This window comes from Bacillus safensis (genome assembly GCF_039619585.1).
Taxonomy (GTDB): domain Bacteria; phylum Bacillota; class Bacilli; order Bacillales; family Bacillaceae; genus Bacillus; species Bacillus safensis.
This window is the reverse complement of record NZ_CP154909.1, coordinates 3,599,106-3,624,150: the sequence shown is the minus strand read 5'-3', so window position 1 is coordinate 3,624,150 and position 25,045 is coordinate 3,599,106. Positions and strand designations below refer to the sequence as shown.

General features: G+C 40.1%; 27 protein-coding genes, 1 pseudogene and 1 other annotated feature. Of the genes and pseudogenes, 21 read left to right on the top strand and 7 right to left on the bottom strand.

Going from position 1 to position 25,045, the window contains the following annotated elements:
• Positions 1–4: 4 nt before the first annotated feature.
• The 3 genes from AAYR28_RS18610 to AAYR28_RS18600 all read left to right on the top strand — a co-directional run bounded on the left by AAYR28_RS18610 (position 5) and on the right by AAYR28_RS18600 (position 2,601).
• A complete protein-coding gene (locus tag AAYR28_RS18610) occupies positions 5–799 on the top strand; it encodes an MBL fold metallo-hydrolase (protein WP_034283589.1) in 795 nt (264 codons plus the stop codon).
• 78 nt (positions 800–877) lie between these two features.
• Positions 878–2,068, top strand: coding sequence for a S1C family serine protease (locus AAYR28_RS18605; protein WP_412056392.1), 1,191 nt, complete (start codon positions 878–880; stop codon positions 2,066–2,068).
• Between the two features lie 68 nt (positions 2,069–2,136).
• Positions 2,137–2,601: a GNAT family N-acetyltransferase gene (locus AAYR28_RS18600; RefSeq protein ID WP_197173051.1), complete on the top strand. Its 465-nt coding sequence runs from the start codon at positions 2,137–2,139 to the stop codon at positions 2,599–2,601.
• 39 nt (positions 2,602–2,640) lie between these two features.
• Here the strand turns inward: AAYR28_RS18600 and AAYR28_RS18595 are convergent, their stop codons facing one another.
• Both AAYR28_RS18595 and AAYR28_RS18590 read right to left on the bottom strand, forming a co-directional pair.
• Positions 2,641–3,522 (bottom strand): ABC transporter ATP-binding protein, encoded by an 882-nt coding sequence (locus AAYR28_RS18595; protein ID WP_101677481.1) that lies wholly within the window; start codon positions 3,520–3,522, stop codon positions 2,641–2,643.
• Positions 3,523–4,212 carry an ABC transporter permease subunit gene (locus AAYR28_RS18590; protein WP_025093692.1) on the bottom strand — a complete coding sequence of 230 codons (690 nt, stop codon included), beginning with the start codon at positions 4,210–4,212 and terminating at the stop codon, positions 3,523–3,525.
• Between the two features lie 192 nt (positions 4,213–4,404).
• Positions 4,405–4,675: a binding site (T-box leader), on the top strand.
• Positions 4,676–4,785: 110 nt separating this feature from the next.
• On the opposite strand from AAYR28_RS18590, the gene AAYR28_RS18585 reads away from it, so the two are divergent.
• The 7 genes from AAYR28_RS18585 (at position 4,786) to AAYR28_RS18555 (ending at position 10,869) form a co-directional block, all read left to right on the top strand.
• Positions 4,786–5,646, top strand: a complete 861-nt coding sequence (locus tag AAYR28_RS18585) for an SAM hydrolase/SAM-dependent halogenase family protein (RefSeq protein ID WP_024427616.1) — start codon at positions 4,786–4,788, stop codon at positions 5,644–5,646.
• 14 nt (positions 5,647–5,660) lie between these two features.
• On the top strand, positions 5,661–6,218 hold the full coding sequence (locus AAYR28_RS18580; protein WP_024424020.1) for an ECF-type riboflavin transporter substrate-binding protein: 558 nt from the start codon (positions 5,661–5,663) through the stop codon (positions 6,216–6,218).
• Between the two features lie 19 nt (positions 6,219–6,237).
• Positions 6,238–7,953, top strand: a complete 1,716-nt coding sequence (locus AAYR28_RS18575) for an ABC transporter ATP-binding protein (RefSeq protein ID WP_340899611.1) — start codon at positions 6,238–6,240, stop codon at positions 7,951–7,953.
• Positions 7,944–8,771, top strand: a complete 828-nt coding sequence (locus AAYR28_RS18570; protein WP_007497370.1) for an energy-coupling factor transporter transmembrane component T family protein — start codon at positions 7,944–7,946, stop codon at positions 8,769–8,771. The genes AAYR28_RS18575 and AAYR28_RS18570 overlap by 10 nt, the downstream gene beginning before the upstream one ends.
• 164 nt (positions 8,772–8,935) lie before the next feature.
• Positions 8,936–9,106, top strand: coding sequence for a CxxH/CxxC protein (locus AAYR28_RS18565; protein WP_065215011.1), 171 nt, complete (start codon positions 8,936–8,938; stop codon positions 9,104–9,106).
• Between the two features lie 80 nt (positions 9,107–9,186).
• Positions 9,187–9,666 carry a 23S rRNA (pseudouridine(1915)-N(3))-methyltransferase RlmH gene (rlmH, locus tag AAYR28_RS18560; RefSeq protein WP_111927717.1) on the top strand — a complete coding sequence of 160 codons (480 nt, stop codon included), beginning with the start codon at positions 9,187–9,189 and terminating at the stop codon, positions 9,664–9,666.
• 111 nt (positions 9,667–9,777) lie between these two features.
• Entirely contained in the window at positions 9,778–10,869 is a 1,092-nt protein-coding gene (locus tag AAYR28_RS18555; protein WP_345808906.1) for a beta family protein, read from the top strand.
• Positions 10,870–10,878: 9 nt separating this feature from the next.
• Here AAYR28_RS18555 and AAYR28_RS18550 read toward each other — a convergent pair whose 3' ends face one another.
• Entirely contained in the window at positions 10,879–11,679 is an 801-nt protein-coding gene (locus tag AAYR28_RS18550) for a sce7726 family protein (protein WP_345808905.1), read from the bottom strand.
• A 126-nt stretch (positions 11,680–11,805) separates the two neighbouring features.
• Between AAYR28_RS18550 and AAYR28_RS18545 the strand changes: the two genes are divergently transcribed.
• From AAYR28_RS18545 to AAYR28_RS18520, 6 genes are all read left to right on the top strand, one after another.
• Positions 11,806–12,120, top strand: a complete 315-nt coding sequence (locus AAYR28_RS18545) for a type II toxin-antitoxin system RelE/ParE family toxin (protein WP_057078810.1) — start codon at positions 11,806–11,808, stop codon at positions 12,118–12,120.
• A gap of 15 nt (positions 12,121–12,135) precedes the next feature.
• The gene (locus AAYR28_RS18540; RefSeq protein ID WP_057078812.1) at positions 12,136–13,206 is read left to right on the top strand and encodes a helix-turn-helix domain-containing protein; all 1,071 of its coding nucleotides are present in this window, start codon (positions 12,136–12,138) and stop codon (positions 13,204–13,206) included.
• 100 nt (positions 13,207–13,306) lie between these two features.
• The gene (locus AAYR28_RS18535; protein WP_345808904.1) at positions 13,307–14,155 is read left to right on the top strand and encodes an MBL fold metallo-hydrolase; all 849 of its coding nucleotides are present in this window, start codon (positions 13,307–13,309) and stop codon (positions 14,153–14,155) included.
• 149 nt (positions 14,156–14,304) lie between these two features.
• Entirely contained in the window at positions 14,305–14,895 is a 591-nt protein-coding gene (locus tag AAYR28_RS18530; protein ID WP_345808903.1) for a Crp/Fnr family transcriptional regulator, read from the top strand.
• Between the two features lie 70 nt (positions 14,896–14,965).
• Positions 14,966–15,307, top strand: a complete 342-nt coding sequence (locus tag AAYR28_RS18525; protein WP_345808989.1) for a darcynin family protein — start codon at positions 14,966–14,968, stop codon at positions 15,305–15,307.
• Between the two features lie 105 nt (positions 15,308–15,412).
• On the top strand, positions 15,413–15,919 hold the full coding sequence (locus AAYR28_RS18520) for an LURP-one-related/scramblase family protein (RefSeq protein WP_345808902.1): 507 nt from the start codon (positions 15,413–15,415) through the stop codon (positions 15,917–15,919).
• A gap of 83 nt (positions 15,920–16,002) precedes the next feature.
• Here the strand turns inward: AAYR28_RS18520 and AAYR28_RS18515 are convergent, their stop codons facing one another.
• A complete protein-coding gene (locus AAYR28_RS18515) occupies positions 16,003–16,308 on the bottom strand; it encodes a nucleotide pyrophosphohydrolase (protein WP_070326237.1) in 306 nt (101 codons plus the stop codon).
• On the bottom strand, positions 16,301–17,947 hold the full coding sequence (locus AAYR28_RS18510; RefSeq protein ID WP_345808901.1) for a DUF2075 domain-containing protein: 1,647 nt from the start codon (positions 17,945–17,947) through the stop codon (positions 16,301–16,303). Before AAYR28_RS18510 ends, AAYR28_RS18515 begins: the two co-directional genes overlap by 8 nt.
• Before the next feature lie 227 nt (positions 17,948–18,174).
• Here AAYR28_RS18510 and AAYR28_RS18505 point away from each other — a divergent pair, with 227 nt between their 5' ends.
• The gene (locus AAYR28_RS18505; protein WP_345808900.1) at positions 18,175–19,050 is read left to right on the top strand and encodes a LysR family transcriptional regulator; all 876 of its coding nucleotides are present in this window, start codon (positions 18,175–18,177) and stop codon (positions 19,048–19,050) included.
• A gap of 40 nt (positions 19,051–19,090) precedes the next feature.
• Here AAYR28_RS18505 and AAYR28_RS18500 read toward each other — a convergent pair.
• A pseudogene (locus AAYR28_RS18500) lies at positions 19,091–19,980 on the bottom strand (PhzF family phenazine biosynthesis protein).
• A 277-nt stretch (positions 19,981–20,257) separates the two neighbouring features.
• On the opposite strand from AAYR28_RS18500, the gene AAYR28_RS18495 reads away from it, so the two are divergent.
• Positions 20,258–20,536, top strand: coding sequence for an Imm64 family immunity protein (locus tag AAYR28_RS18495; protein ID WP_345808899.1), 279 nt, complete (start codon positions 20,258–20,260; stop codon positions 20,534–20,536).
• Between the two features lie 6 nt (positions 20,537–20,542).
• Positions 20,543–20,749, top strand: coding sequence for a hypothetical protein (locus AAYR28_RS18490; RefSeq protein WP_340891085.1), 207 nt, complete (start codon positions 20,543–20,545; stop codon positions 20,747–20,749).
• Positions 20,750–20,791: 42 nt separating this feature from the next.
• Here AAYR28_RS18490 and AAYR28_RS18485 read toward each other — a convergent pair whose 3' ends face one another.
• Complete coding sequence (locus AAYR28_RS18485; protein WP_340891083.1) at positions 20,792–21,502, bottom strand: GntR family transcriptional regulator; 711 nt, start codon at positions 21,500–21,502, stop codon at positions 20,792–20,794.
• Positions 21,503–21,657: 155 nt separating this feature from the next.
• Between AAYR28_RS18485 and AAYR28_RS18480 the strand changes: the two genes are divergently transcribed.
• Complete coding sequence (locus AAYR28_RS18480) at positions 21,658–23,556, top strand: beta-glucoside-specific PTS transporter subunit IIABC (protein ID WP_345808898.1); 1,899 nt, start codon at positions 21,658–21,660, stop codon at positions 23,554–23,556.
• Between the two features lie 9 nt (positions 23,557–23,565).
• Complete coding sequence (gene bglA / locus AAYR28_RS18475; RefSeq protein ID WP_139142196.1) at positions 23,566–25,005, top strand: 6-phospho-beta-glucosidase BglA; 1,440 nt, start codon at positions 23,566–23,568, stop codon at positions 25,003–25,005.
• The last annotated feature ends 40 nt before the right edge of the window (positions 25,006–25,045 follow it).

The window sequence follows — 25,045 nt, the reverse complement described above, 5'->3', positions numbered from 1 at the left end:
GAACATGAGCTTGCAGTTCAGTGTACTAGCGAGCGGAAGTACGGGGAACGCTTTTTATTTAGAAACAGACGAGCATGCCTTTTTGGTGGATGCTGGTTTAAGCGGCAAACAGATGGTCGAGCTGCTTAGCCAAATCGACCGCAAGCCTGAGGACTTGGACGGCATTTTTGTGACACACGAGCACTCCGATCATATTAAAGGGCTTGGTGTCATGGCAAGAAAGTACAAGCTTCCTGTCTATGCAAATGCGAAAACATGGAAGGCAATGGAGTCTCATATCGGAAAGATTGACACAGAGCAGAAATTCCATTTTGATATGGAGACCGTTCAATCCTTTGGCGGCCTTGATGTCGAGTCATTTGGCGTCTCACACGATGCGGCAGAGCCTATGTTTTACGTGTTCCATTATGGAGGGCGCAAACTTGCCCTCATGACAGATACAGGCTATGTGAGTGACCGCATGAAAGGCATTATTAAGTCAGCCAATACGTTTGTGTTTGAGAGCAATCATGATGTCGGGATGCTGCAAATGGGCCGCTACCCATGGAGCATTAAGCGCAGAATTCTGAGTGATGTCGGACATGTATCAAATGAAGATGCTGCTCTCGCGATGACAGATGTCATTGGAGATGCCACCTCACGCATTTATTTGGCTCACTTGAGTCAAGATAACAACATGAAGGATTTAGCCCGTATGGCGGTCCAGCAGACGCTTGAAATGAAGGGCTTTGTTGTGGGGGACGGCTTTGATTTATTTGATACGGACCCGAAAAAAGCAACCCCGCTTTGCGCCGTATGATTTTTATAATCGTATGATTAAGATAAGAGCTTCTTACCAACACTATATACATCATCTATTCACTGAAAGGAAGGAAACATAGTGGATTATCGCGATGTAGAGTGGAAGCCGAGACGAAGCAGAAAAGGATATTTTCTTTCTGGTTTGATCGGTGTATTGGTAGGAGCTTTTTTAATGGGGTTCTTTTTCCCCTATGTATCTGGACAGAGCGGCAGTCCCTTTGGATGGCAGCAGAACGGTGATGGACAAGCATCTCAGGGCCCTTTAAAAACTGTGAATGTAAACGTCAATGATGCAGTCACGAAAGTGGTGTCTAATATGTCAGATACGGTGGTCGGCGTCATTAATATCCAAAAGTCGAGCTTTTGGGAGGAAGGCGGAGAAGCAGGCAGCGGGTCAGGTGTGATTTATAAAAAAAAGGGTGACACGTTTTATATTGTCACAAACCATCACGTCATCAAAGGCGCCAACCAGCTTGAAGTGAGCCTCCATGACGGGACAAGAATTAGTGCCAATCTTGTCGGCAGCGATCAGCTCATGGATTTAGCAGTTCTCACTGTCAAAAGTAATAAAATTAAGAAAACGGCAGCCTTCGGTAACTCAGATCATGTGAAACCGGGTGAGCCAGTCATTGCCATTGGAAATCCATTAGGGCTTGAATTCGCAGGCTCTGTCACACAAGGAGTCATATCAGGCACAGAGCGTGCGATCCCTGTTGACTCAAATGGAGACGGACAGACGGATTGGAATGCAGAGGTACTGCAAACAGATGCCGCCATCAATCCTGGAAACAGCGGTGGTGCCTTGATCAATATGGATGGAAAGGTGATCGGCATCAACTCAATGAAGATTGCTGAATCAGAGGTAGAAGGAATCGGGCTGTCTATTCCAGCGAATCTGGTCATCCCTGTCATAGAGGATTTAGAGCGTTATGGAGAGGTAAAGCGTCCGTATCTTGGCGTCGGCATGAAATCATTAGCGGATATTGCGAGCTACCACTGGCAGGAAACGTTGAAACTGCCATCTAAGGTTACATCTGGGGTCGTTGTTATGAGTGTTGAGCCGTTATCTCCAGCAGGAAAAGCGAGACTAAAAGAGCTGGATGTCGTGACCTCCTTCGATGGTAAGAGTGTTCAAAATATCGTAGATCTTCGTAAGTATTTATATCAAAGGAAGGTCGGCGACAAGGTAAAGGTGCAATTTTACCGAAGCGGGAAGAAAAAGTCAGCAGAGATCAAACTTTCTCAAACCGACCGATATGGCGGCTAACCAGTTCCAGTAAGGGACTGGTTTTTTTGGCATGACTGACATATGATGAAGGAAAGGGGGCGGTACGATTGGTTACACTACAACGGATGTCACAAACTGATTACGATGTATTGATAGAGAAGGCCATTCAGCGGTACGCGGAAGAAAAGGTACTCGCAGGAACATGGAAGAAGGAAGAATCACTTGCGAACGCAGAAGAACAATTTGACAGGCTTCTTCCAGAAGGACTTCAGACAGAGCATCATGAGCTGTGGAATTTCTTAAACGAAGATGAAGCGATTGGCTGGGTTTGGCTTTGTTATGACCCGAATCACCCGCAACACGAAGGATTTATTTATAACTTTATTTTGTTTGAAGCTTATCGAGGAAAAGGCTTTGCAAAGCAGGCCATTGCTGCATTAGAGGAGCAGGCAAAGTCATTAGGTGTGCAAAAACTCTCGCTCCATGTCTTTGCTCACAATCAAATCGCCCGTTCGCTGTACGAGAAAACGGGATTTGCAGAAACCGGTATCTATATGAGTAAACCTTTATAAAAAAGAAGAAGTACCGTGCAGAAAGCGTACGGTACTTTTTTATGAGGACGTCATGGCATCCTGAGCCGTGACTCTGTATAAATCGACTTTACACTTCACGAAAGCGCGAATGATCGCTGGAACTTGAGCTTCTGAACGAATTAACAATGAGGTCTCGTCATCACTGATCACAAGATCTGTTCCGACAGTTTGTAGGTACTGCGTGAGAACAGGTTTCACCTCATCATCAATCCATGCATGCTTGAAGGTTGCACGTATGTTTGAGGATGTGATGGTTTTCTCTTGAGGATGAGTATGTGGGGACACTAATTTTCCTTCAGAAATGAACGCCGTTTTGGTACAAATACTATTGGTGAACCTTGGGCGGTCAGCTGTTAAAAAGACGGTTTTCCCTTCATCCTTTAATGTTTCAATGACCCGCTGAATGTGCAAGATCGAATCTGCATCAATATCGGCAAAAGGTTCGTCAAGTAAAATAAATTCCGGCTGATGGGCGATGGCCTGCGCCATTCCAAGCCGTTTCTTCATACCAGGTGTGAAGGCACCGACCTTCTCCTGATGATCATGATGTAAACCGACAAATTCGAGCAGTTCTTCATAATCACTCGTTCTCTGGCGTGTTCCAGTGATTTTTGATAAATAGGCAATATGCTCAAGAGCCGTAAGACCTTCATATAAATCCGTATATTCTGGCAGAACACCGATATGCTGTCTCACTTTTTTTAGCGAAGGCATATTCATCACTGTAAACGTACCAGAGGTAGGGCGGGAGATCCCGGTAATGATATTGAAAAACGTCGTCTTACCAGATCCCTTTGGTCCAATGAGACCGAAGATATCGCCCTGATTGACATCAAGATTAATATGATCTATTGCGACTTTTGTACGATATTTTTTTGTGAGCCCTTTTGTATGAAGCATCTACACATCCCTCCTTTGAAACAGCAGTGCAGTTCCAATGAGTAAGATAACGGTCAATGCCGTGTTCATTAGGACGTAGGTCAGCGGTTCACTCCAGCGCGCATAATAATAAGGAGTCATATATTGGAACCAATGAATCATTCGTTCTGAAGAAAGAACAGAAATCATACTGACGATTGGGAAAAGAAAGGAAAATAACATACCGACAAACATTGATTTCTGCGGTGTTGGAAAGAGCATGGACAAAAATAAAGCACATGAGATACCGACACTGATAAAGGTTAAGATTTTTAAGGCATCTGAGAACAGAAAACGGTGTGAAATCACCATATTCAGCACATATGTCGTCATAATACAGCTAAGCCAAAACAGCATCAGTCCAAGATATTTCCCGATGATAATGTTCAAACGGGTTGTTTTACTGACGAGAAAACGAATGGTTTTCAAATGAATTTCGCGGCTTAAAATATCATGAGACAACAAAAAAATAAGGAAGAAACCAAATAAAGACATCACCAGTTCATTCCCAATAGAATAAGGATCCTTTGCCAGTTCCCATTTTTCCTGATGAGCAGCGATAAACGGAAGACTTGAAACAAAAGTAGATAAAATGAAAATAATAACAATTGTTAAAATAGATTTTGTGCTTTTGAAGAGCTGCTTAAACTCATTCATACAGATGGTCCACACACGCTGTACCTCCCTTCACCTTTATTATACCCCTAGAAAAGAAAGACACCATATCTCGCTCTTTAACATTTGTTTAAATTTCATAAAAAGAAGACTCTTCCAGCACCAGTTGACTCATTTTTAAAAATGTTCAGAAAAATATCTTGATTTATCAAAAAACATCATGTATGATAGCTTTAATTCAAGATAACTATACAGGCAATGACGAGAGAAAGTACAATCATCAATTTTTCCACAGAGAGCTTCGGCAGCTGAAAAGAAGCAAAAATAATGATTCGAAAAATGGTCTCTGAGCCTCGTGCTGAACATATCTATGATATTAGTAGGTGACGACGAGAGTTGGTACTCGTTATCAAAACCACAGTATATGAGCCAGATTGGAGCTTTGTACTTGTAGAGGCTGTTTAGCGCGAGCAAACAGTAAATAAAGGTGGTACCACGAGACAAATACCTCGTCCTTATGATTCAAAGATAAGGATGGGGTATTTTTTATTGTCCACTTTTTTCATACAATTGTTCAAATGTTCCACGTGAAACACCACATCCATTTTTTCAAATGAAAGGGAGATTGACATGAGTGAACATGCATTGGTTTTACAATCAGATTTCGGCATTGATGATGGAGCTGTCAGTGCAATGTATGGAGTGGCAAATACGGTCAGCAGCAGCATCCGCATTTTCGATTTAACACACAATATTCCGCAGTATGACATTTGGGAGGCATCTTATCGCCTGCTTCAAACCGTCACATACTGGCCGGAAGAGACGGTATTCGTTTCCGTCGTTGACCCGGGCGTTGGATCAGAGAGAAAAAGTCTTGTCGTCAAAACGACAAGTTCACACTATATTATTACCCCAGATAACGGGACACTCACGCACGTTGCCCAGGATATTGGCATTGTGGAAGCCCGTTATTTAGATGAAACCATTAACCGGCTGCCAAAGTCGGGAAAATCACATACTTTCCATGGGAGAGATATTTACGCTTATACAGGGGCGAGGATTGCATCAGGTGTGATTTCTTTTGAAGAGGTTGGGCCAAAGGCGAATATTGATGATATTATCCATCTTCCAGTCGTACAGGCTTATGCGGAAGAAGATGTGATCACAGGGACGATTGATATTTTAGATGTGAGATTCGGAAACCTATGGACAAACATTCATCACACGCTATTTGAACAGCTTTCAATTAATTATGGGGATGCAATAGAAGTTACCATTGCCAACGGGCCGAAAAATGTGTATAAAAATATCATGACCTATGGACGATCTTTTGCCGACTTAAAGGTAGGCGAACCACTCGTATATGTCAATTCACTCGACCATTTAGGCGTGGCGATCAATCAAGGGTCATTTGCAAAGGCTTATAACATCGGTACAGGCACAGGCTGGCGCCTTTCGATTCGCAAAGCTCCGCGCATTATATACGAATAAGAGGAGGATACATCATGGCAGGAAAACAACTTTCAACGAAAACTGTCGTTGCCATTGGAATTGGCGCAGCCGTCTTTGTGATTCTAGGACGATTCGTCTCCATTCCAACTGGTATTCCGAATACACAAATTGAAACCTCATACGCATTCCTTGCATTAATGGCCGTGCTATTTGGTCCTGTTGCAGGCGCACTGATTGGTTTTATTGGCCATCTCATTAAAGATGCGACCACATTTGGCCCTTGGTGGAGCTGGATTATTGTATCGGGTGTGGTTGGTTTATTGATCGGCTTTATTTCTAACCGTTTAAAAGTAGAAGAGGGAGACTTCGGCTGGAAGAAAATCACGCTCTTTAACGCCGTACAAGCAGGTGCACAGGCATTAGGCTGGTTTATCATTGCTCCTGTACTCGACATTGTGATCTATGCAGAACCTGCGAACAAAGTGTTTGTTCAAGGCATTGTGGCAGGAATTTCAAACATCATCACAGTTGGTGTACTAGGAACCATCATCATTGCAGCTTATGCGAAAACGAGAAGCAAAAGCGGCAGCCTATCGAAAGAAACATCATGAAGCAAGGTGGAACACATAAATGAAGAAACCGATGATTCAATTCGAACATTTCGGATTCAAGTATCGCAGTCAGGCAGAACCAACATTAAAGGATATCAACCTGACCATCTATGAAGGAGAAAAAGTTCTCATCGCAGGCCCGTCTGGATCGGGAAAAAGCACACTAGCCCATTGTATCAATGGGCTAGTTCCTGCGTCTTATAAAGGTTCTATGGAAGGAAGTCTTCACATCGGCGGGAAAAATGCAGAGAAAGAGAACATTTTCTCCCTCTCACAGCTTGTCGGAACGGTGCTTCAGGACCCTGATGGACAATTCATCGGGCTGACCGTTGGAGAAGATATCGCGTTCACGCTTGAAAATGATCAAGTCACACGCGAAGAAATGAACACACGTGTCGAGGAAGCTGCCAGATTAACAGAGGTAGACGGCAAGCTGGCATCGTCCGTGCATGAGCTGTCAGGCGGACAAAAACAACGTGTCGCCATTGCGGGCGTACTTGTCAATGATGTCGACATTCTGCTGTTTGATGAACCACTTGCAAGCCTAGACCCCGCAACAGGTAAAGAAGTCATCGACCTCATTGATCGGCTGCAAAAACAAACGAAAAAAACCATCGTGATGGTTGAGCACCGATTAGAGGACGTCCTCTTCCGTCATGTGGACCGCATTATCGTTGTCAATGAAGGAACGATTGTAGCGGATATGACACCAGATGAATTGCTCGCCTCAAACGTATTAGAAGCGGCGTATTTACGTGAGCCTTTATATGTAAAGGCGATGAAATATGCAGGCATACCGGTCGCGCCAGGAGATCAAATCGCTGATTTACAGCGTCTCACCTTAGACGACGAGGCAAAAGAGAAAATCGAGCAATGGATGGAAGCATCTGAGCCATCAGTAGAGCAGATTGCAGCACAGGATTTACTAGAAGTGCGCGAGCTGTGCTTTGACTATCCAACAAGACCAAACACGCTGAGCAACATCTCTTTTACCGTCAAAAAAGGAGAAATGATCAGCATCGCAGGAGCCAATGGAGCAGGCAAGACAACATTGTCTAAGGTGCTTTGTGCATTTGAAAAGCCAACGAAAGGGTCAATTCTTTTAAATGGTGATGACATCACAGGAGATACGATCAAACAGCGCTCCGAACGAATCGGTGTTGTTATGCAAAACCCCAATCAAATGATTTCAAAACAAATGATCTTTGATGAGGTGGCACTCGGGCTCGTTTTAAGAGGCGTAAAGGAAGAAGAGATCAAAGAACGGGTGGAGCGGGTCCTGAAAGTGTGCGGGCTGTACCCATTTCGGAAGTGGCCGGTCTCAGCCCTCAGCTTTGGACAGAAAAAACGCGTCACCATCGCGTCAATTCTTGTATTAGAACCAGAAATCCTCATCTTAGATGAACCAACAGCAGGACAGGATTTTAAACATTACACAGAGATGATGACGTTTTTAGAGCAATTAAACCAGCAGGGTGTCACGATTTTCATGATCACCCATGATATGCACTTGATGCTCGAATACACAACAAGAACCATTGTCATTTCAGATGGAGAAAAAATCGCAGATGATACACCAGCCAAAGTGCTGACAGATCAGCTGCTTGTCCAAAAGGCGAGCTTAAAGGAAACATCGCTGTATGAACTGGCGCTGAAAGCTGATTGGCCGAATCCAAATGAACTCGTAGATCGCTTCATTGAGGTTGACAGAAAGGAACGAATGACATGGCTGTAGACATGCTGTCCTATATCGATCGCCCGTCACCGATTCACCGATTGACAGGTGCAACCAAACTCATTTGCTTTATCCTCTGGTCATCCGCAGCGATGCTCACGTATGATACAGGCGTTTTAGTGTTTATGCTAGTTGCTAGTATCGTGTTCTTTCAATTGTCTAACGTGCGATTTCGTGATATTTCCTTCGTGGTGATCGTCCTGGCGATTTTCCTAGTGATCAATAACATCGCCATTTACATCTTTGCGCCCCAGCAAGGTGTCGCCATCTACGGAGCAAAGCACGAGCTGTTTCATATTGCAGGCTGGTACAATGTCACACTTGAACAGCTTTTCTATCAATTGAACATTACGCTAAAATATGTGACCGTGATGCCAGCAGCGCTTTTATTTATTGTGACAACAAATCCAAGTGAATTTGCCTCATCCCTCAGCCGAATTGGGGTCAGCTACCGGATTTCGTATGCTGTAGCGATTGCTCTTCGCTATATACCAGATATTCAGCGGGATTTTCGCACGATTGCGATTTCTCAGCAAGCAAGAGGCATTGATTTATCGAAGAATGAAAAATTGGGGAAACGAATCAAAAATGCACTGTCGATTGTCATGCCGCTGATTTTCTCCAGCTTGGAGCGGATCGAAACGATCAGCAATGCGATGGAGCTGCGGGGGTTTGGGAAACATAAAAAGCGTACATGGTTTACGGCAAAAGACTTTCAAAAAGCAGATTATGCTGCGTTATTGTTTGTTGGTGTGGTGCTGATCGTGTCGTTAGTGATTACATTTGTTAGAGGAACGAGATTTTATAATCCGTTTTGATAGAAGGAAGCCTTCACAGGAGTGGAGGCTTTTTTATTTGGTTTGTGGATAAAAGGTGTGGGAAATGGTAAAAGACTATTAACATGTGAATAAATCGGTTATATTGGACAATGAGCGAAACACTTGTGAATAACCAGAGAACCTATTGGAGGAATCAGAAACTTATGAACAAAACATTTTATGCGTGTGCAGAACACATAGAAACCGTATTAGACATGTACATAGATGATCATGAAACGCCGCCGGAATTCAGAAAAATCGAACATACACACAGTTTATCCACAACCTGTGAATTGTGCGATGAACCTGCAATATATATAGTGGGGAACGAATGATCGGACACAAAATACACAAATTTTATCCACAATTGTTGATAACTTATATGAATAACTTGTTCTTAAGGTGGGGATGACCTGTGAATATATCAATTATCACAGTAGGAAAATTAAAAGAGAAATATTTAAAGCAAGGCATAGCCGAATACACAAAACGATTACAAGCTTACGCAAAAATCGAGATCATTGAGCTCGCGGACGAAAAAGCACCCGAGAATCTCAGCGATCAAGACATGAAAATCATCAAAGACAAAGAAGGCGAACGCATCCTAAGCAAAATCAACCCAGACGCCCACGTCATCGCCCTCGCCATCGAAGGAAAAATGAAAACTTCCGAAGAATTAGCCGATACAATAGATAAGCTGGCAACATACGGAAAAAGCAAAGTATGTTTCGTCATAGGCGGATCCCTTGGCTTAAGCGACGCCGTCATGCAGCGCGCAAATGAGAAACTGTCATTTTCGAAAATGACGTTCCCGCATCAGTTGATGAGGCTGGTGTTGGTGGAGCAGGTTTATCGTGCGTTTCGGATTGTGCGGGGGGAGCCTTATCATAAGTAGATGAGGAGTGAATTAAAAAAATTTGAATAGAAATAGTCTCATTATAACTTTTATGTTAATATTAAGGTAATTAATTACAAACAAGCATAAATGTCCATAAGGAGGTTTAATATGTATTTTCCAATAATGAAAAATCGGTCTGAGGAATTAAGAGTTATAGATAATATGAATCGTTTTTTTAGTGATTCAATAATACCTCTAATTGAGATAATTAGAGACGAATATAAAATTGAATATCAAAAAGATGATAATACAGGAGAGTTTATTTATGAACAACAGTCTGGAAAAAAGAAAAGAAATAGAATAAAACTTCCGTCAACAGAAGAAGATATAATTACTTTGGATAAAATAGAAAAGAGGCTAAATGGAAAAAAAGCCTTTATAGATTTTTTTAGATTTACTGAGGAAGAGTATGATAACAAAAGTTTTAAAGGTATAGAATTATCAGTTAGATTGAGTCGAGATTTTAATTATTATCGAAACAGAATTTTACAAATAGGCGATTATAGTAACCTAACACCTGTTATATCTATCAAAAAAGGATTTATTATTAGTGAACATGATTTACTAAATTTAATAAAAAACCTTAAGGAAAAAAATTCTTCAATAGCGATTAGAATTATGGATACTTATTTAGATGATTATATAGATTTTTTAGAAAACAATTTAACAGAGAACGATTTTATAATGTTAGATATAAGGAATCAGAATGTAGATTCTAAATTTATAGAGCTAGATGAATTCCGTGATATGAACACCAGAGCATTTAAAATATTAATTAATTCCCCTAGATCAGTAGAATATAAAAATGGTGATTATGAAAATCTAGAATTTACAAAAAAAATTAGTAATAAAGTTGCTATCTTATATAAAGATTATGAGTTTGACGGTTTTGGAGACTTTGGTGGGCTCAAAGATGATTTGCCTAAAAACTCACAAGGTAATGGAACAGGTGCGGCTCTTGGTTTATTATACTTAAAAGAAGAAAATGCATTTTACTCAATAGTAAATTATGATACAAGTGAGGGAATGAAGGGGTTTAAAAATGTAAGAGACGAAGTACTTAAAAGACTAACTTTCCTCGACAGCAATAATGATTGTGTAGCAATAAATAAAATTAAAAAAATGAACGCGAAATATGGAAATTGGGGTACTTGGAGTAATATTACTTTAACGAGGTATATTCAACAACAAACTAAATAGTAGTATACCTTATAGGTATACTACTTCTGGTGAAACCGTATTTTTAAAAAACCATTGGTAGTCTATTTCTAAAATATCAGCCCTATTTTCAAGCAAAAAATTCCATTTTCGATAATATTTATTTCTCAAACAAAATTTAAAGATCTTATTAATTTCATTATGGGATTTTTTGTTGATTATTAATTCAATCATTGCCTCTTTAGATTGTAAATGAGGACACTCAAAGTAAGTATTTAAATCTTTTTTTGTTAAAACTGAAAGTTGTGCAAAAGCTGAAATAAAATTCGATTTAACAGCAGTTCGAGCCTTCTTAAAAACATATCTGCCTGTTTTTGTAATGTAATAGGTATAGATGCCACAATCATCCGGTATATAAGGCTTTATATTCTCTAGATTGTGAATTGAGCAAATTACATATACTCTTTCAAAAACTTTGAAATAATCTTCCATTTGCTTGTTGAGACGCTTAGGAGTGTCTAATTCAGTTTTTATTTCAAAGGCTGTACTAAAACGGTTTATTTTACACAAGTCTAATCTACTGTTTCCTACGTTTAATTCAAAGATTGAGACATGATTACTTGTTTTAGAAAGAATATTGTTAATAAATGTAGATTTCACTGAAATTTCATTTGGATAATAATGTACCAGAAATTGATTAGTGAACTCTCTATATGATAAATCTTTATCAAAAATAGGTATTTGATCTTCAAAGGTTTTTAAGAGAATATTTCTAACACTTTCGTTACTGAGAAGTGTAGAATATTCGCTAGACAATAATTGTGCATATTCAAAATAATTTTTCTTAATCATATTCTATACTCCTATCTCATTTTATTATAATACATAAAATCGATGATAGCCACTTCTCTCAAATGAAAGGGATGTTACAAATAAAACTGCTGTAAACTTAAATTTAATGTATAAGGATGATATAAAGTGGAAATCTCTTATGCCAGTAGTAGTCTGGAAAAAATATTAACGAATGAACGAATGATCAAAAAAAAATATACAGCATTTTATAAAAAAATAATTAATAGAATGTCTGAGATAAGGGCTGCTAACTATTTGGAAGAAATTCCTCACATCCCGCCACCTCGCCGGCATAAACTAGATGGGGAGTATAATGATTGTTGGGGAATTGATGTATCAAAAAATTTCCGAATCATTTTAAAGCCTATTGGTGATTGGACCGAAAATGATTTGAAAACAATTAATCGAATTCAAATCTTAACCATTGAAGATTATCATTAGAAGGGAGGTATAATCATGGGAGAAGCATTTATTGTACATACTGGATCTATTATAAAAGATTATTTAGATGAAATAGGTATTAGTCAGGTGGAATTTGCGAATCGATTAGGAATTAGCGAAAAATATTGTTCTAATTTGTTAAATGGAAAAATAGGTCTAACAAAAGATGTGGCAATAAAATTAGAAAGCTTAATTCCTGAGGTTCCTGCCTCATACTGGATCAATTATGAAGAAAAGTACCGTGAACTTTTAAAAAAGGAAGAATTATTATCAACTTCCTATAGTCAGGAACAATTGTTGCAATTATCGAGAAAATTTAAGTTCAATACAGTATTTAATGGACTAGGTTGGGATTTAGTTAAGCAGGCAAATGAAATGTTGAAACTTTTAGGAATCAGTAGTTTTGAACAATTTGATGATTTTTACTCAAACCTGAACGTCGATTTCATGGAAGATGGAGGAGAAGTTGAAGCTATAGCAATCTGGTTAAACCTGTCCAAAGAAGAAGTTGAACTGCAAAATAGAGACTTGTCAGAAAAAAACTTTAATAAGCAGAAGCTACTCGAATCTTTGCATAAATTCAAGTTACTTGCTCTAAATAACAATTATGAAAGTTCATTAAAAAGTACAAGGAAGTTATTAAATAGTCTTGGAGTTTATTTAGTGTTTCATGACGCATTAGAGAACAGTAAAGTAAGAGGTGCGCTTACAACTTATAAAAATAACCCAGCTATTTATTTGACAGGTCGGTTTAAAACACATGACCATGTGTGGTTCGCGTTAATGCACGAAGTAGGTCATCTTATAAAACATTATAAACCTCATGACCCCATCGTAACACTTGAAAATGACTTAGAACAAAAAATCAATATTGACAAAAAGGAAGAAGAAGCTAATGAATTTGCTAGAGATTTCTTCATAAGTCGGGGCGATTATAAAGAATTCATCAAAAAAGGCAATTTTAATGAAACAAGTATTTATAATTTCGCTAAAGAACAAGATGTCCTTCCTGGTATAGTTGTTGCAAGATTACAACATGATGGATATATTAGCTTCGATAAATTAAATTACTTGAAGAATCGTTAATCTTCTTTTTTTATTAACAATTTAAAATGCAACATATTAGAAGATGTTTTATCTTGATTATAATTCTACAAAAGATATGGTTATAGAAAGCAGGAACACCATGCACACAATCAAAAAAATTGGCCAAACCTTCTCCTACATCACACCAGTATCACTCACCGACCGCCCCATTCTAGGCATGGTTGTAGGCAATGACAGAACATTAATGATTGATGCAGGCAATTCAAAAGATCATGCGAACTATTTCGTCCAAAGAACTTTGAAGCACGAGAACGCTTCGCCCGATATGGTTGTCCTCACTCATTGGCATTGGGATCATATTTTTGGTCTGCCAGCGCTGCCTGATACGGTTTCCATTGCTTCTGCAAAGACAAGAAAGGAAATGGAGAATCTTCGTCCATTTTCGTGGTCTGATGAGGCGATTGATCAGCGGGTGAGGGAAGGAACGGAGATTCAGTTTTGTGCGAAGGCGATAAAAGAGGAATATAAGGAACATCGAGATATTCAGGTAGTTTTACCTGATGTGACGTTTGACCGTTGGATAGAAATTGATCTTGGCGGGGTTACGTGTGTCGTGCAACATGTTGGAGGCGATCATGCCGCAGATTCAGTCATCGTGTATGTGAAAGAAGAGAAAATCCTGTTTCTTGGTGATTGTATTTATCCGAAAATGTATGCCGAAAAAGTTCATTATACAGTGAAGGAAACGTTGCGTCTTTTAGATGAGTTAGATGCTTTTGATGCCGATACGTATATTCCTTCACACCAAAGACCATGGACAAAAGAGGAGTTTCGTCAGGAAACAGACAAACTTCGGATGATAGCGAAATTCACTGATCTATTTGGTGGAGATCAGCAGAAAATCACGAATGAGTATCAAAAGTACGTGAACAGAGAACTGAAAGAAGATGAATTAGAAACCATTGCTTACTTTGTAAATGGGTATTAAATAAACACTAAAAAAAGTCTCATTTGAGTGATTTCCCTCAAACGAGACTTTTTTTGCATCACGTATTGTGACAGACTTATTTTTAGCATTGTTCATAAAAACAATCCCCAAGTAGGCTTGAGTTTTCCTTATTAGGAGGTAAAAAACAGATGGACAAAATAACTGACCCATACGACACTTTCAAAACCAAAATATCCAAGTATCCAATCGAACAAAATCATTGGCAAGCCTTCAAAGATGGAACAACGATTAAACAATTAAAAGCAGGTACATGCATGATCAAGGCTGGCGATCCGGTGAAGCATGCTTATTTCTGCATAACGGGGCTCTTCCGTCTCTTTTATTTGTTACCGGATGGAAGGGAGTACAACGTGGCTTTTACGTTGGAAGATGATTTTGCTACTTCTTATGCAAGTATGATCAACGGGCAGCCTTCTCCTTATTCGATTGAAGCGATGGAGGATTCGATCGTGATTGAAATTCCGTATGATCTGCTTCAAATGTTGATGGATAGAAGTCATATGTGGGAACGGTTTGTTCGGGTTAGTGTAGAAAGGCTGTATACGAGAAAGGAAGAGCGTGAGAGGGAACTGCTATATTTGCCAGCCATTGAGCGATATCAGGCGTTTTTATTGAAATATCCCGGGTTACATCAACGTATCGCTCAATATCATATTGCCTCATATATCGGTATTTCTCCGGTTTCGCTGAGCAGGCTGCTCCATACAGATGAACATTAACCTATGTTAATGCACATTCTCTAGATCTGACGTACAATCATCACATCATAGAAGAATCGGGGGTATGATGATTAAATATATGATGGTTGTTTTATTAGAGTTCTATCCATCTTGGCTTGCTTTGCCACGAGAGGAGCGAAGAACCCATGCGGCTTCGCTGCAAGAGTTGATGCCGAAGTATGAGGAACATGTGACGGTGCGTTTTTTTGATGCAGAAGCTCTTCCAGATAAAGATTACACAGATTTTGTGATGTGTGAAACGGATGACCTGAAATTCTATCATTTTATGTGGGAAGAGATTAGAGATTCTATTCCTTACACAAGTGGTTATGTCAAAATTAAAGAGGTCATCATGGGAATGGAAAATGCTTTTCAAACATATGAAAAAGAATCTCTGAAAATGAATCAGTAATCGAAAACCACCTGATAGCAGGTGGTTTTTTGTACATTCTATTTTTTGGTATAATCAGAGGTAATGTAAGAACGAATAAATTTTTGAACTGAATCGGAGGTCCATATGAAACAGCTTTACATGAAGCAGAAAGTATTTAGTCTGAGCGGCAGGTTTACAGTAAAGGATCAGCAGGAGAACGATGTGTATTTGGTCGAAGGCAGTTTTTTGAAGGTACCGAAGACGTTTACCATTCTGAATACAGAACGAGAAGAAATTGCTGTGATTACGAAGAAAATGTTTAGCTTTTTACCGAAGTTCTTAGTAGAAGTTGGTGGTCAAGAGGTATTGACGATCAAAAAAGAGTTTACGTTCTTTAAAGCAAAATATTCAATTGATGCCGCGGGTATAGAAGTGCAAGGTAACTGGTGGGATATGAATTTCCAGGTGCTCCAGAACGGCGAAGTGATCGGCCAGGTGAAGAAGGAATGGTTTACTTGGGGTGACAGCTATAAGGTTGATATTTTGAAAGAAGAGATGGAGCCTGTGATGATTGCCCTCGTTGTTGCGATTGATTGTGTGAAAGCTGATGAAGCAACGTCTAGGTCTTCGTCGTCGGCAACGACAAATTAGACAAATATATTATTAAAGTATAATGAATGAAGAAGAGTGTTAGGACATTACTCTTCTTCATTAAAAAAACGAACCATGTTTCATTACTTATCCATGGGATATTTCTCTCCATTTTTTATTAATTTTTCTTCAATTATTTCTTTCACGTTTAGATGAAGATCTGAGCAAAGCATTAGTGAATATATTAAGATATCGGCTATTTCCTCTCGGATGTTTTCTTCGTTCGCCTCAAGAGCTTCTTCATTACTTTTCCATTGGAAGTCTTCAAGCAGTTCAGCTGCTTCTATCGAGATTGAGATGGCCAAGTCTTTTGGGTTATGATATTGTCTCCAGTTCCGATCATCTCTAAATTGGTTAATTGAATGTATTAATTCTTTGATCTCAGTCATATTTTCCTCCCTCTTTTATCTCTTGTAATTTCCTTCTCAATTTTTCATCTGTTGCATAAATATAAAGCCCGTGAATGCCTCGCTTCATCAAAACGTTAATCGAGTTTAGTATAATCTTTTCTTTTGCCTGATTGATTTCCTCTAAAGACATGTCACTTCTTGATGTGAATGCACCTGTGTCTTTATAATTTGATGTGTCTATGAGAAGTTCATCCTTTTCTTCATCATAGCTGATAGAAGGGCCAAGTATGACGCCGACATAATTTAAATCAAATCCTTGAACTGTATAGATTGAGCCCACTTCTCTAACTGAATCTGCATGTTCAGCCCATGTCCATTTATCATTTGTAAAATTCCATGGCATATTGATGCCAGCTTCATCTACGATATAGGCAGCTCCATCTTTTTTATGTAAAAAGTCAAAGGTAGATACAATGCGGGATAGGCCTACCTCATCATCTTTCTGCTGAATGGCAGTTTTAAATTTGTCAGGCTCCTCAAAAATTTTAAGTTCGAAAGAATCCTGTTTTATAGGCAGAGGTAATAATTGTTTTGACACAAATTGGTCAATCCATTTCAACGTATCAGTATCAGCATGCATACGCATCTGTTCTGTGAGTTTTACAGTCTTGGCATGATATCTATTTGTAATTTCCTCGAGTAATTTTTCATTCCAGTAGCTTTTAATTTTGAGTACCTGCTTTGGATCAAAAATGACAATGGTTATTTTACTTCGTTTGATAATTTCTTCTAGTTGGTTTTGGTAATGGAAGTTATTGTACTTATCATCTTTTGTTAATAAAAGATGGGCTTCATCAATTAACACGATGTCAGCCATTTCACCTGACTTTGTCATCTGATTGATAAACGAGGTTGGTCTCATAATTTGTTTCTTTTTCAGATTTGGCAGACTCTTTGCGATGTTTTGATATGTTTTAAGCATTTCCGCGTGATTTACAAGTAAATAATTGTTCTTATTGTTTAAGACAGAGTCCATATCATTTGATAAATCTTGAATCGTATTAAAAAGAGAACTCAGTAAAACGCTCTTCCCAGTTCCTGCATCACCTTCTATCGAAATCACATGGTGACCTGACTGTTTGATATGCTCTTTGCAAAAAGATAAGATTTCATGCTTAATTTCTACTTGTTGAGGTGATAATTCTTTATAGGGAGAAAGTTTATAAATATCTCTATTTTTTAAGGTTTCAATTGAATTACTAACGATCTTTTCTTTTTGCAGTTGCTCCCATATCTCTTTGAAAACAGTTTCATTGTAAAAATCTTTTTGATAATAATGATGCATTTCCCTCGATCGTGTCTGGCTAACATTTTTTAATTGGAAACGATTTTCTGCAATAAAGTAGTTTATGAGATTTGTCTCAATATTGTAAGAGGCGGATTGATGAAAGCGTTCATGTCCGATCAGAATTGTTTTAGTTAATTTGTTCTTTTTTGGGTCTTTCAAATGATCCTTCAAACGTCTGCTAGCTTGGACTGACTGACCGATATAAGCAGATGGTTTCTTCTTTTCATCATAAAGAATGTAGACAATAGGTTGATTATGGAATACGGTTGTTCGTAAAGAAAGAATTCGATCTGTAATAAAATCGCGTTTTTCAATAAAAAGTTCACTCATTTAGCTAGCCCCTGTAGTCTTTTTGCCTATTATCGTATCATAAATTTAGCAAAATATCTCAGTGCTTATAGGTGGATATTGAATTTCTCGACAAATTAGACATGTTGAGTTATTTTTCATAGAGAGATAGGTGTCTTTGATTTACTGGTAATGGCGGGAAGGCACTAAACCCAAATGAACTTTATAACTAGCAGTATATTTTTCGATTTAACATATGAACATACGAGGTGAGCACACTGATCACATTCCAATACAAAGTATTTCTAACAGTCGTCGAGTGCGGCAGTTTTACAAAAGCAGGGGAGAAGCTTGGGCTGACGCAATCTGGGGTGAGTCATAATATTGCGAAGCTTGAGTCGGAACTCGGGATTGTGCTGCTTCGGCGGAATCGAAACGGGCTTTCGTTAACGGACGCAGGTGAGCGGGTAATGCCGCATATCCGGCAAATCATGCATCATGCAGCATTGCTTGAGCAGGAGGCGGCGCTCATTCAAGGGATGGAAGTGGGGAGTATCAAGATAGGGACATTCCCTAGTTTTTCTTCAAATGTCCTTCCACGCCTTATTCATCGTTTTACGCAAATCTATCCGCATATCAAGCTGGAGTTATATGAAGGAGGTTATGAGGAGATTGAGGAATGGATCACTTCTGGCACGGTTGATGTTGGTTTTTTTACGCAGTCATCGAGGGAATTTGAGACCGTTCCACTTTTTCAGGATGAATTGGTGGTGCTCATACAAGAGAATCATCGCTTTCATACGAAGAAAGTGATCGAAGTTGATTCATTACATGATGAAGCCTTTATCATGCCGAAAGCGGGCTGTGACATACTCGTCAAGAAGCTGTTAAAAGAAAGAGGCGGCGTGAAGCCTCATGTTTTGTTTGAAATTGAAGACAACAATACGCTTATTTCTATGGTTCAAGAAGGACTTGGGGTCACGATCATTCCAAAATTGGTTTTACCGCCGCACATACCTCATACGAAAGTCATTCCACTGGAGACGAGCGTCTTTCGTGAGGTCAATCTGGCGCTCAAATCATTCAAAGCAGCTTCCCCATCGGCCAAAAGATGGATCGAAACGGTCAAAAATCATTTTAAATAGAATCAGCTTGAACAGGATGACTCCCATTCAAGCTGATGTGTTATAAAGTTAACATGCCGCGGATCGTGATGACAGCTGCGCCTGCCACTTTGATCACCGGCTCTGATTCATTCGGAATGACTGTGATACGAAGCATACCAGGTCTGCCGATGGCATCCCCTTGGGCAATGTTCAGGCGAGTGATTTCTTGCTGAGAAATGATACCCTCCAAATAAAGATATCCAGCCAACGCCCCGTTTGCTGCCCCCGTCACAGGATCTTCCGGTATACCAATCCCAGGTGCAAAATCCCTCGTATAAAGATCGCATTCTTTTGAAGTGTGGAACGTATAAAGGTGGGTTGTCGAGATGCCATGCTCTTTATTCATTTTAGCTAAAGCCGCTAAGTTCGGTGCCGCTTGATCAATGTCCTGTTGGTGCTTCATTGGAACAAGAAGATGCCAGTTTCCGGTGTTTGCTAATTTGATAGGATAGGAAGAATCAAGGCGGTCACTGCTCACACCAAGCATGTCACTAAGCTCTTCTAAATCGATGACAAAATCTCGCGTCCGCGGTGGCACCTGCGTCATTTCCACATCAACGACCTTTCCATTTTCTTCGTGCCATACAACAGGCACATTGCCGATCTTTGTTTCTAACACGACCCCTGATCTCTCTTTAGCCAGTCCTAGCTCCGTCGCCAAAAGCCAAGTCAATCCAACAGTCGCATGCCCGCAAAAATTGACCTCTTCCGTCGGGGTGAAGTATTTGACGCGATAATCGGCTTTTTTATCATGGGCAGGAAGACGGATTCCGGTAAATTCAACTCCTTGGCGATGCTCTGCATGTCATCTTCTGTTAAAAACTCACCATCCAACACCACCCCAGCGGCATTTCCTCCAAATTTCTCAGTTGTAAACGCATCGACATGATACACTCTAATGTCTGTCATCTGACGAACCCTCCTATACACTCTTGTTACGTTAATCATAAGTTTGTTTGATACATTCGTAAAATGAATCTTTTTGATGGTTTAAATCGGAAGTGTTCATGTAAGAGAGTGAGTTTTCGCAGAATAATATTTTGAATAAAGTATAATGAAAGAAAAAATGAAGAGAGGGATGTGACATAGCTCTAGGTGGATACATCAAAATCGGACTCGTTTTTTACGAGGCCATTCATATACCAAATACTTTTCGCCAATTGATTGATTATCTAGTTCAAAAAACATGTCTATTAAGAAAGTAAAGTTTAGTCTGGACCCTGACGGAGAAACATGGATTGAACACAGTGTTAAAGAGAACATCATCAAAGACGATGATTTTTCTGGTTATTATACAGAGTTTGAATTGTCAGGCAGAAGTTCAGATCGAAAAGGAATGACAATCAACATACAAAAAGAAACGGGTTTCGTAGGATTCGTTCTCAGTTTAAATTGGACAGAGGTTGTTTCTCATGATGTCATTCATCTTCAGCAGAAGATCATACGCTGTCTTGTGGATCTTTAACATACGATGACGTTTGAATATGCGTTCATTGGACATGAAATTGAAGTCGAAATTCATCCAGATGAGTTTGAAAAGTGTCTGCAAGACCAGCATGCTTTTCCAGTTGCACTAATTGGCAAAGGAAATCACATAGACATTTATTATGGTGATGTTGGGATTGATGGCCTATCTTCTCAAGAAAGAAGGATGGAATGTTTAAAGGTTAAAAGATAATAGTAAGAAAGCCTCCTGACACCAGGGGGCTTTTTCCATCCATCACCCATAATAATTATTCGCTTGAATAAAAAATTGGGATTGCATGTAGTTATACGTGATTTTCGAGAAGTCGAAGGGCTGGCCGTTTGTGAGATGAAAGACCGTCTCGACGCGGAGAGCGGGATCGTCTTGCTTAAGTCCGAGGTGCTTTGCTTCGGTTTCATTCAGTTTGCCTACTTGTAAGTACATATCGGAGAAGCCGACTTTGAGTCCAAGCCCTTCACTGATGAATTTAAAAACAGAGTCGGCAACAATTTCTGTGTTGAGATAGGGAATGATGGTTTTTCGGTAATAGGATTCTTCTAAACATAACGTTTGTCCATTGATGTAACGAATGCGTTTAAGGTAAAAAACATCCTCTTCTTGTTCAATATTCAAATTAAGTGCAGCTTCTTCGGACGGCTTGATGGTGTCTAGCATTAAAACCTCTGATGTCAGTTGAAATTCCTCTAAATCTTTTTTAAACCCTTGGTTGGACAAAAGGCTGATGTAGCCCTTACGGCGGTGTCTTCGAACAAAGATGCCGCTGCCCCTCACTTGATAGATAATTCCTTTTCTTTCGAGTAAGTCTAATGATTTGATAATGGTACTTTTGCTCACAGCAAATTGGCTCATGAGTGTTTCGAGTACAGGGAGCTTATCCCCTTGCTGCAGCTCATGGGTGACAATATATTTTTCAATATCGCTCGCAATTTGTTGATACTTTAACATGGCCATTCCTCTTTGTTTTCACGATTTATTGTTCTTGTATTATAGCACATACCAAATTTCCTTTGATATGCTAATTGAAATTATATATGTATTGATAAATTGTACCGGTATAATTATAATGTACATATACTAGTAGTGATAAAGGGGGGTTTTATATGTCAAAAGTGAGGAATTATCAAAAGCTTGCAGAAGACATCTTAGAGGCAGTTGGCGGAGAAGAAAATGTGGTGAGTGCCGCAAGATGCGCCACGCGGCTGCGTTTGGTCTTGAAACGTTCGAATCCAAAGGCAAAGGAAGCAGTCAATGCGATGCCTGGCGTCATTACCGTGGTGGAAAACGGCGGTCAATTTCAGGTCGTCATCGGTCAGCATGTTGGTGAGGTCTATGAGCATTTTTCCAGCCTTGTTCAGCTGCAGCCGTCTGAAGATGACCAGGTAAATGAAAACAAGGGAACGGTGCTGAATCGTGTCATCGCGACCATGTCTGCTGTGTTTGCACCATTTGTGTATATTTTGGCGGCAGCTGGTATTTTACAAGGTGCACTTATCCTCATTAATTTATTATTTCCAAGCTTCTCGAAAACGGGAACGTATGAAGTCTTTAGCTTTATTTCTTGGGCGCCGTTTACGTTCTTGCCTATCTTTATTGCCATTACAGCTGCCAAGCATTTTAAAACGAATATGTATATCGCAGTAGCGTGTACAGCAGCGCTTGTCAGTCCGGCTTGGACGGAGATTGCTGGACGCGTGGCATCAGGGGAAGGCGTTACCTTTTTAGGCATAGCGCTATCTGAAACGGTTTATACGTCATCTGTTTTGCCGCCGCTATTCTTGGTATGGATCCTTTCATATGTAGAGAGATTTTTAAACAAACGCATTCACGAGGTGGTCAAACCGTTATTTGTCCCATTTATCTGTATGGTTGTCATGGTTCCGTTAACCATTCTATTAATTGGTCCACTTTCGACAGCAGGCGCAAATGGAATTGCAAACGGATACAATGTCTTAGCAGAAAATGTCCCAGCTTTAGCAGGCGCCATTATCGGAGGTTTCTGGCAAGTGCTTGTCATTTTCGGTGTTCACTGGGGCATCACACCAATGGTGCTCGCCAACTTTGAACAATATGGACGTGACTCCTTCCAGGCATATCAAACCATCGCTGTTATCGCTCAGGTCGGCGCAGTGTTAGGGGTTATTTTAAAAGCAAGAAACCGCGAAACACGAAAAGTCGGGGTGTCAGCGGGAATCACGGGTCTCTTTGGAATTACCGAGCCTGCGATCTATGGGGTCACCCTTCGTTTTAAGAAACCATTTATTTTCGGATGTATATCTGGAGCGGTCGGTGCCATTGCTGCCAGCTTCTTTACGCCTTATTACTTTGCGTATGCAGGGTTGCCTGGTCCACTGACGATTGTAAACGGAATTAGTTCAGACTTTCCAACATCGATCATCGGCATATTGATTGGTGTCGCAATTGCGCTGATCTTACCAGTTGTGCTCATTCAAATGTTTGGTTATGGGGAAGATACAGTGGAACAGACAGCCGGTGCAACGTCTGATAAAGATCAAGTTGGAGAAAAAATGAATGCTTCGATGAACAATGAAGAAACCATTCCTGCACCGCTTGCAGGGAAAGTACTCCCGTTATCTGAAGTGCCGGATGCCGTATTTAGCTCTGGGGCAATGGGCAAAGGATTTGCGATTGAACCGACAGACAATAAGCTGTATGCACCGTTTGATGGCAGTGTCGTCATGCTTGCGCCGACAAAGCATGCAATTGGACTGCGTTCAGAATTTGGTGTGGAGTTACTTGTTCATGTAGGAATTGATACGGTTTCCCTAGATGGCTCAGCATTTACTCTTCATATCAAAGAAGGCAGCAAGGTGAAGAAGGGTGACTTGTTGATGACATTTGATCAAGAAGCCATTGAAAGCAAGGGATTAAACACAATCACACCTGTCATCATCACCAATACACAAGCGTACGAAGATGTGATTATAGAAGAACAATCGACATGCCAGTCAACAGACGTCATGATCACAATTGTGAAATAGGAGGAATGAATAATGACATTACCAAAAGATTTTCTATGGGGCGGAGCATTAGCTGCACATCAATTTGAAGGTGGATGGAATGAAGCTGGAAAAGGCCCAAGTGTTGTAGATGTGATGACAGCAGGTGCTCATGGAATACCGAGACAAATAACTGAAACGATAGAAGAAGATAAATTTTATCCGAACCATGAAGCGATTGATTTCTATCATCGTTATAAGGAAGATATCGCAATGTTTGCCGAAATGGGTCTAAAATGTTTACGTACATCAATTGGCTGGAGCCGGATTTTCCCTAAGGGAGATGAAGCGGAACCGAATGAAGCAGGCTTACAATTCTATGATGATGTATTTGATGAACTGCTCAAGCATGGCATCGAGCCTGTGATTACGCTATCTCACTTTGAGATGCCGCTTCATTTGGCAAGAGAGTACGGCGGGTTCCGCAGCCGAAAAGTCGCTGAGTATTTCGCGAAATTCGCAGAAGTATGCTTCAATCGATACAAAGACAAGGTCACATACTGGATGACATTTAATGAAATCAATAACAAAATGGATGTCAACAACCCACTATTCCTTTGGACAAATTCAGGCGTATCAGTCAAAGAAGGCGAAAATGCCAAAGAAGTCATGTATCAAGCAGGACACCATGAATTACTTGCAAGTGCATGGGCAGTAGCCAAAGGAAAAGAGATCAATCCTGCTTTCCAAATTGGAGCGATGGTGTCTCACGTGCCAATCTATCCGTATTCCTCAAATCCAGAGGATGTCATGCTTGCAGAGGAGTATATGAGACAGCGCTATTTCTTCCCAGATGTACAGGTTCGCGGCTACTATCCGAGCTATGCATTAAAAGAATTCGAACGCGAAGGGTATCATATTCCATTTGAAGAAGGCGATGAAGAAAGCTTAAGAAAAGGGAAAGTGGATTATCTAGGCTTTAGCTACTACATGTCGACAACGGTTAAAAGTGATACTGTGTCTGATCACAACGGAGACATTGTCAACGGAGCCCTGCCGCATGGTGTAGATAACCCTTATATCAAATCAAGTGACTGGGGCTGGTCCATTGACCCGACAGGCTTAAGATATACATTGAATCGTTTTTACGATCGCTATCAAATCCCGCTGTTCATCGTAGAGAATGGATTTGGTGCAATAGATCAAGTAGAAGAAGACGGTTCTATTCACGATCCAGAAAGAATTCAATATCTCGCTTCTCATATCGAAGCACTGAAAAAAGCGATTGAATACGACGGTGTGGACCTTATTGGCTACACACCTTGGGGCATCATTGATATCGTGTCATTCACAACAGGTGAAATGAAAAAACGCTACGGCATGATCTACGTTGACCGCGACAACGAAGGTAACGGCTCGATGAAGCGCCTTAAAAAAGATTCGTTTACTTGGTATCAAAACGTCATCGCAACGAACGGTGAAGAAGTGTAATAAAGGAAAATAGAAGCCCGGATGAGCGTGGTATATGCTT

Excerpts from the sequence above, each read along its gene's own strand:
- AAYR28_RS18510 (WP_345808901.1), bottom strand. The coding sequence starts at position 17,947 with ATGAGTGAACTTTTTATTGAAAAACGCGATTTTATTACAGATCGAATT.
- AAYR28_RS18570 (WP_007497370.1), top strand. The coding sequence starts at position 7,944 with ATGGCTGTAGACATGCTGTCCTATATCGATCGCCCGTCACCGATTCAC.
- AAYR28_RS18595 (WP_101677481.1), bottom strand. The coding sequence starts at position 3,522 with ATGCTTCATACAAAAGGGCTCACAAAAAAATATCGTACAAAAGTCGCA.
- AAYR28_RS18540 (WP_057078812.1), top strand. The coding sequence starts at position 12,136 with ATGGGAGAAGCATTTATTGTACATACTGGATCTATTATAAAAGATTAT.
- AAYR28_RS18610 (WP_034283589.1), top strand. The coding sequence starts at position 5 with ATGAGCTTGCAGTTCAGTGTACTAGCGAGCGGAAGTACGGGGAACGCT.
- AAYR28_RS18480 (WP_345808898.1), top strand. The coding sequence starts at position 21,658 with ATGTCAAAAGTGAGGAATTATCAAAAGCTTGCAGAAGACATCTTAGAG.
- AAYR28_RS18495 (WP_345808899.1), top strand. The coding sequence starts at position 20,258 with ATGTCTATTAAGAAAGTAAAGTTTAGTCTGGACCCTGACGGAGAAACA.
- AAYR28_RS18490 (WP_340891085.1), top strand. The coding sequence starts at position 20,543 with ATGACGTTTGAATATGCGTTCATTGGACATGAAATTGAAGTCGAAATT.
- AAYR28_RS18580 (WP_024424020.1), top strand. The coding sequence starts at position 5,661 with ATGGCAGGAAAACAACTTTCAACGAAAACTGTCGTTGCCATTGGAATT.
- AAYR28_RS18535 (WP_345808904.1), top strand. The coding sequence starts at position 13,307 with ATGCACACAATCAAAAAAATTGGCCAAACCTTCTCCTACATCACACCA.
- AAYR28_RS18585 (WP_024427616.1), top strand. The coding sequence starts at position 4,786 with ATGAGTGAACATGCATTGGTTTTACAATCAGATTTCGGCATTGATGAT.
- AAYR28_RS18515 (WP_070326237.1), bottom strand. The coding sequence starts at position 16,308 with ATGACTGAGATCAAAGAATTAATACATTCAATTAACCAATTTAGAGAT.
- AAYR28_RS18575 (WP_340899611.1), top strand. The coding sequence starts at position 6,238 with ATGAAGAAACCGATGATTCAATTCGAACATTTCGGATTCAAGTATCGC.
- AAYR28_RS18555 (WP_345808906.1), top strand. The coding sequence starts at position 9,778 with ATGTATTTTCCAATAATGAAAAATCGGTCTGAGGAATTAAGAGTTATA.
- AAYR28_RS18530 (WP_345808903.1), top strand. The coding sequence starts at position 14,305 with ATGGACAAAATAACTGACCCATACGACACTTTCAAAACCAAAATATCC.
- AAYR28_RS18550 (WP_345808905.1), bottom strand. The coding sequence starts at position 11,679 with ATGATTAAGAAAAATTATTTTGAATATGCACAATTATTGTCTAGCGAA.
- AAYR28_RS18565 (WP_065215011.1), top strand. The coding sequence starts at position 8,936 with ATGAACAAAACATTTTATGCGTGTGCAGAACACATAGAAACCGTATTA.
- AAYR28_RS18520 (WP_345808902.1), top strand. The coding sequence starts at position 15,413 with ATGAAACAGCTTTACATGAAGCAGAAAGTATTTAGTCTGAGCGGCAGG.
- AAYR28_RS18485 (WP_340891083.1), bottom strand. The coding sequence starts at position 21,502 with ATGTTAAAGTATCAACAAATTGCGAGCGATATTGAAAAATATATTGTC.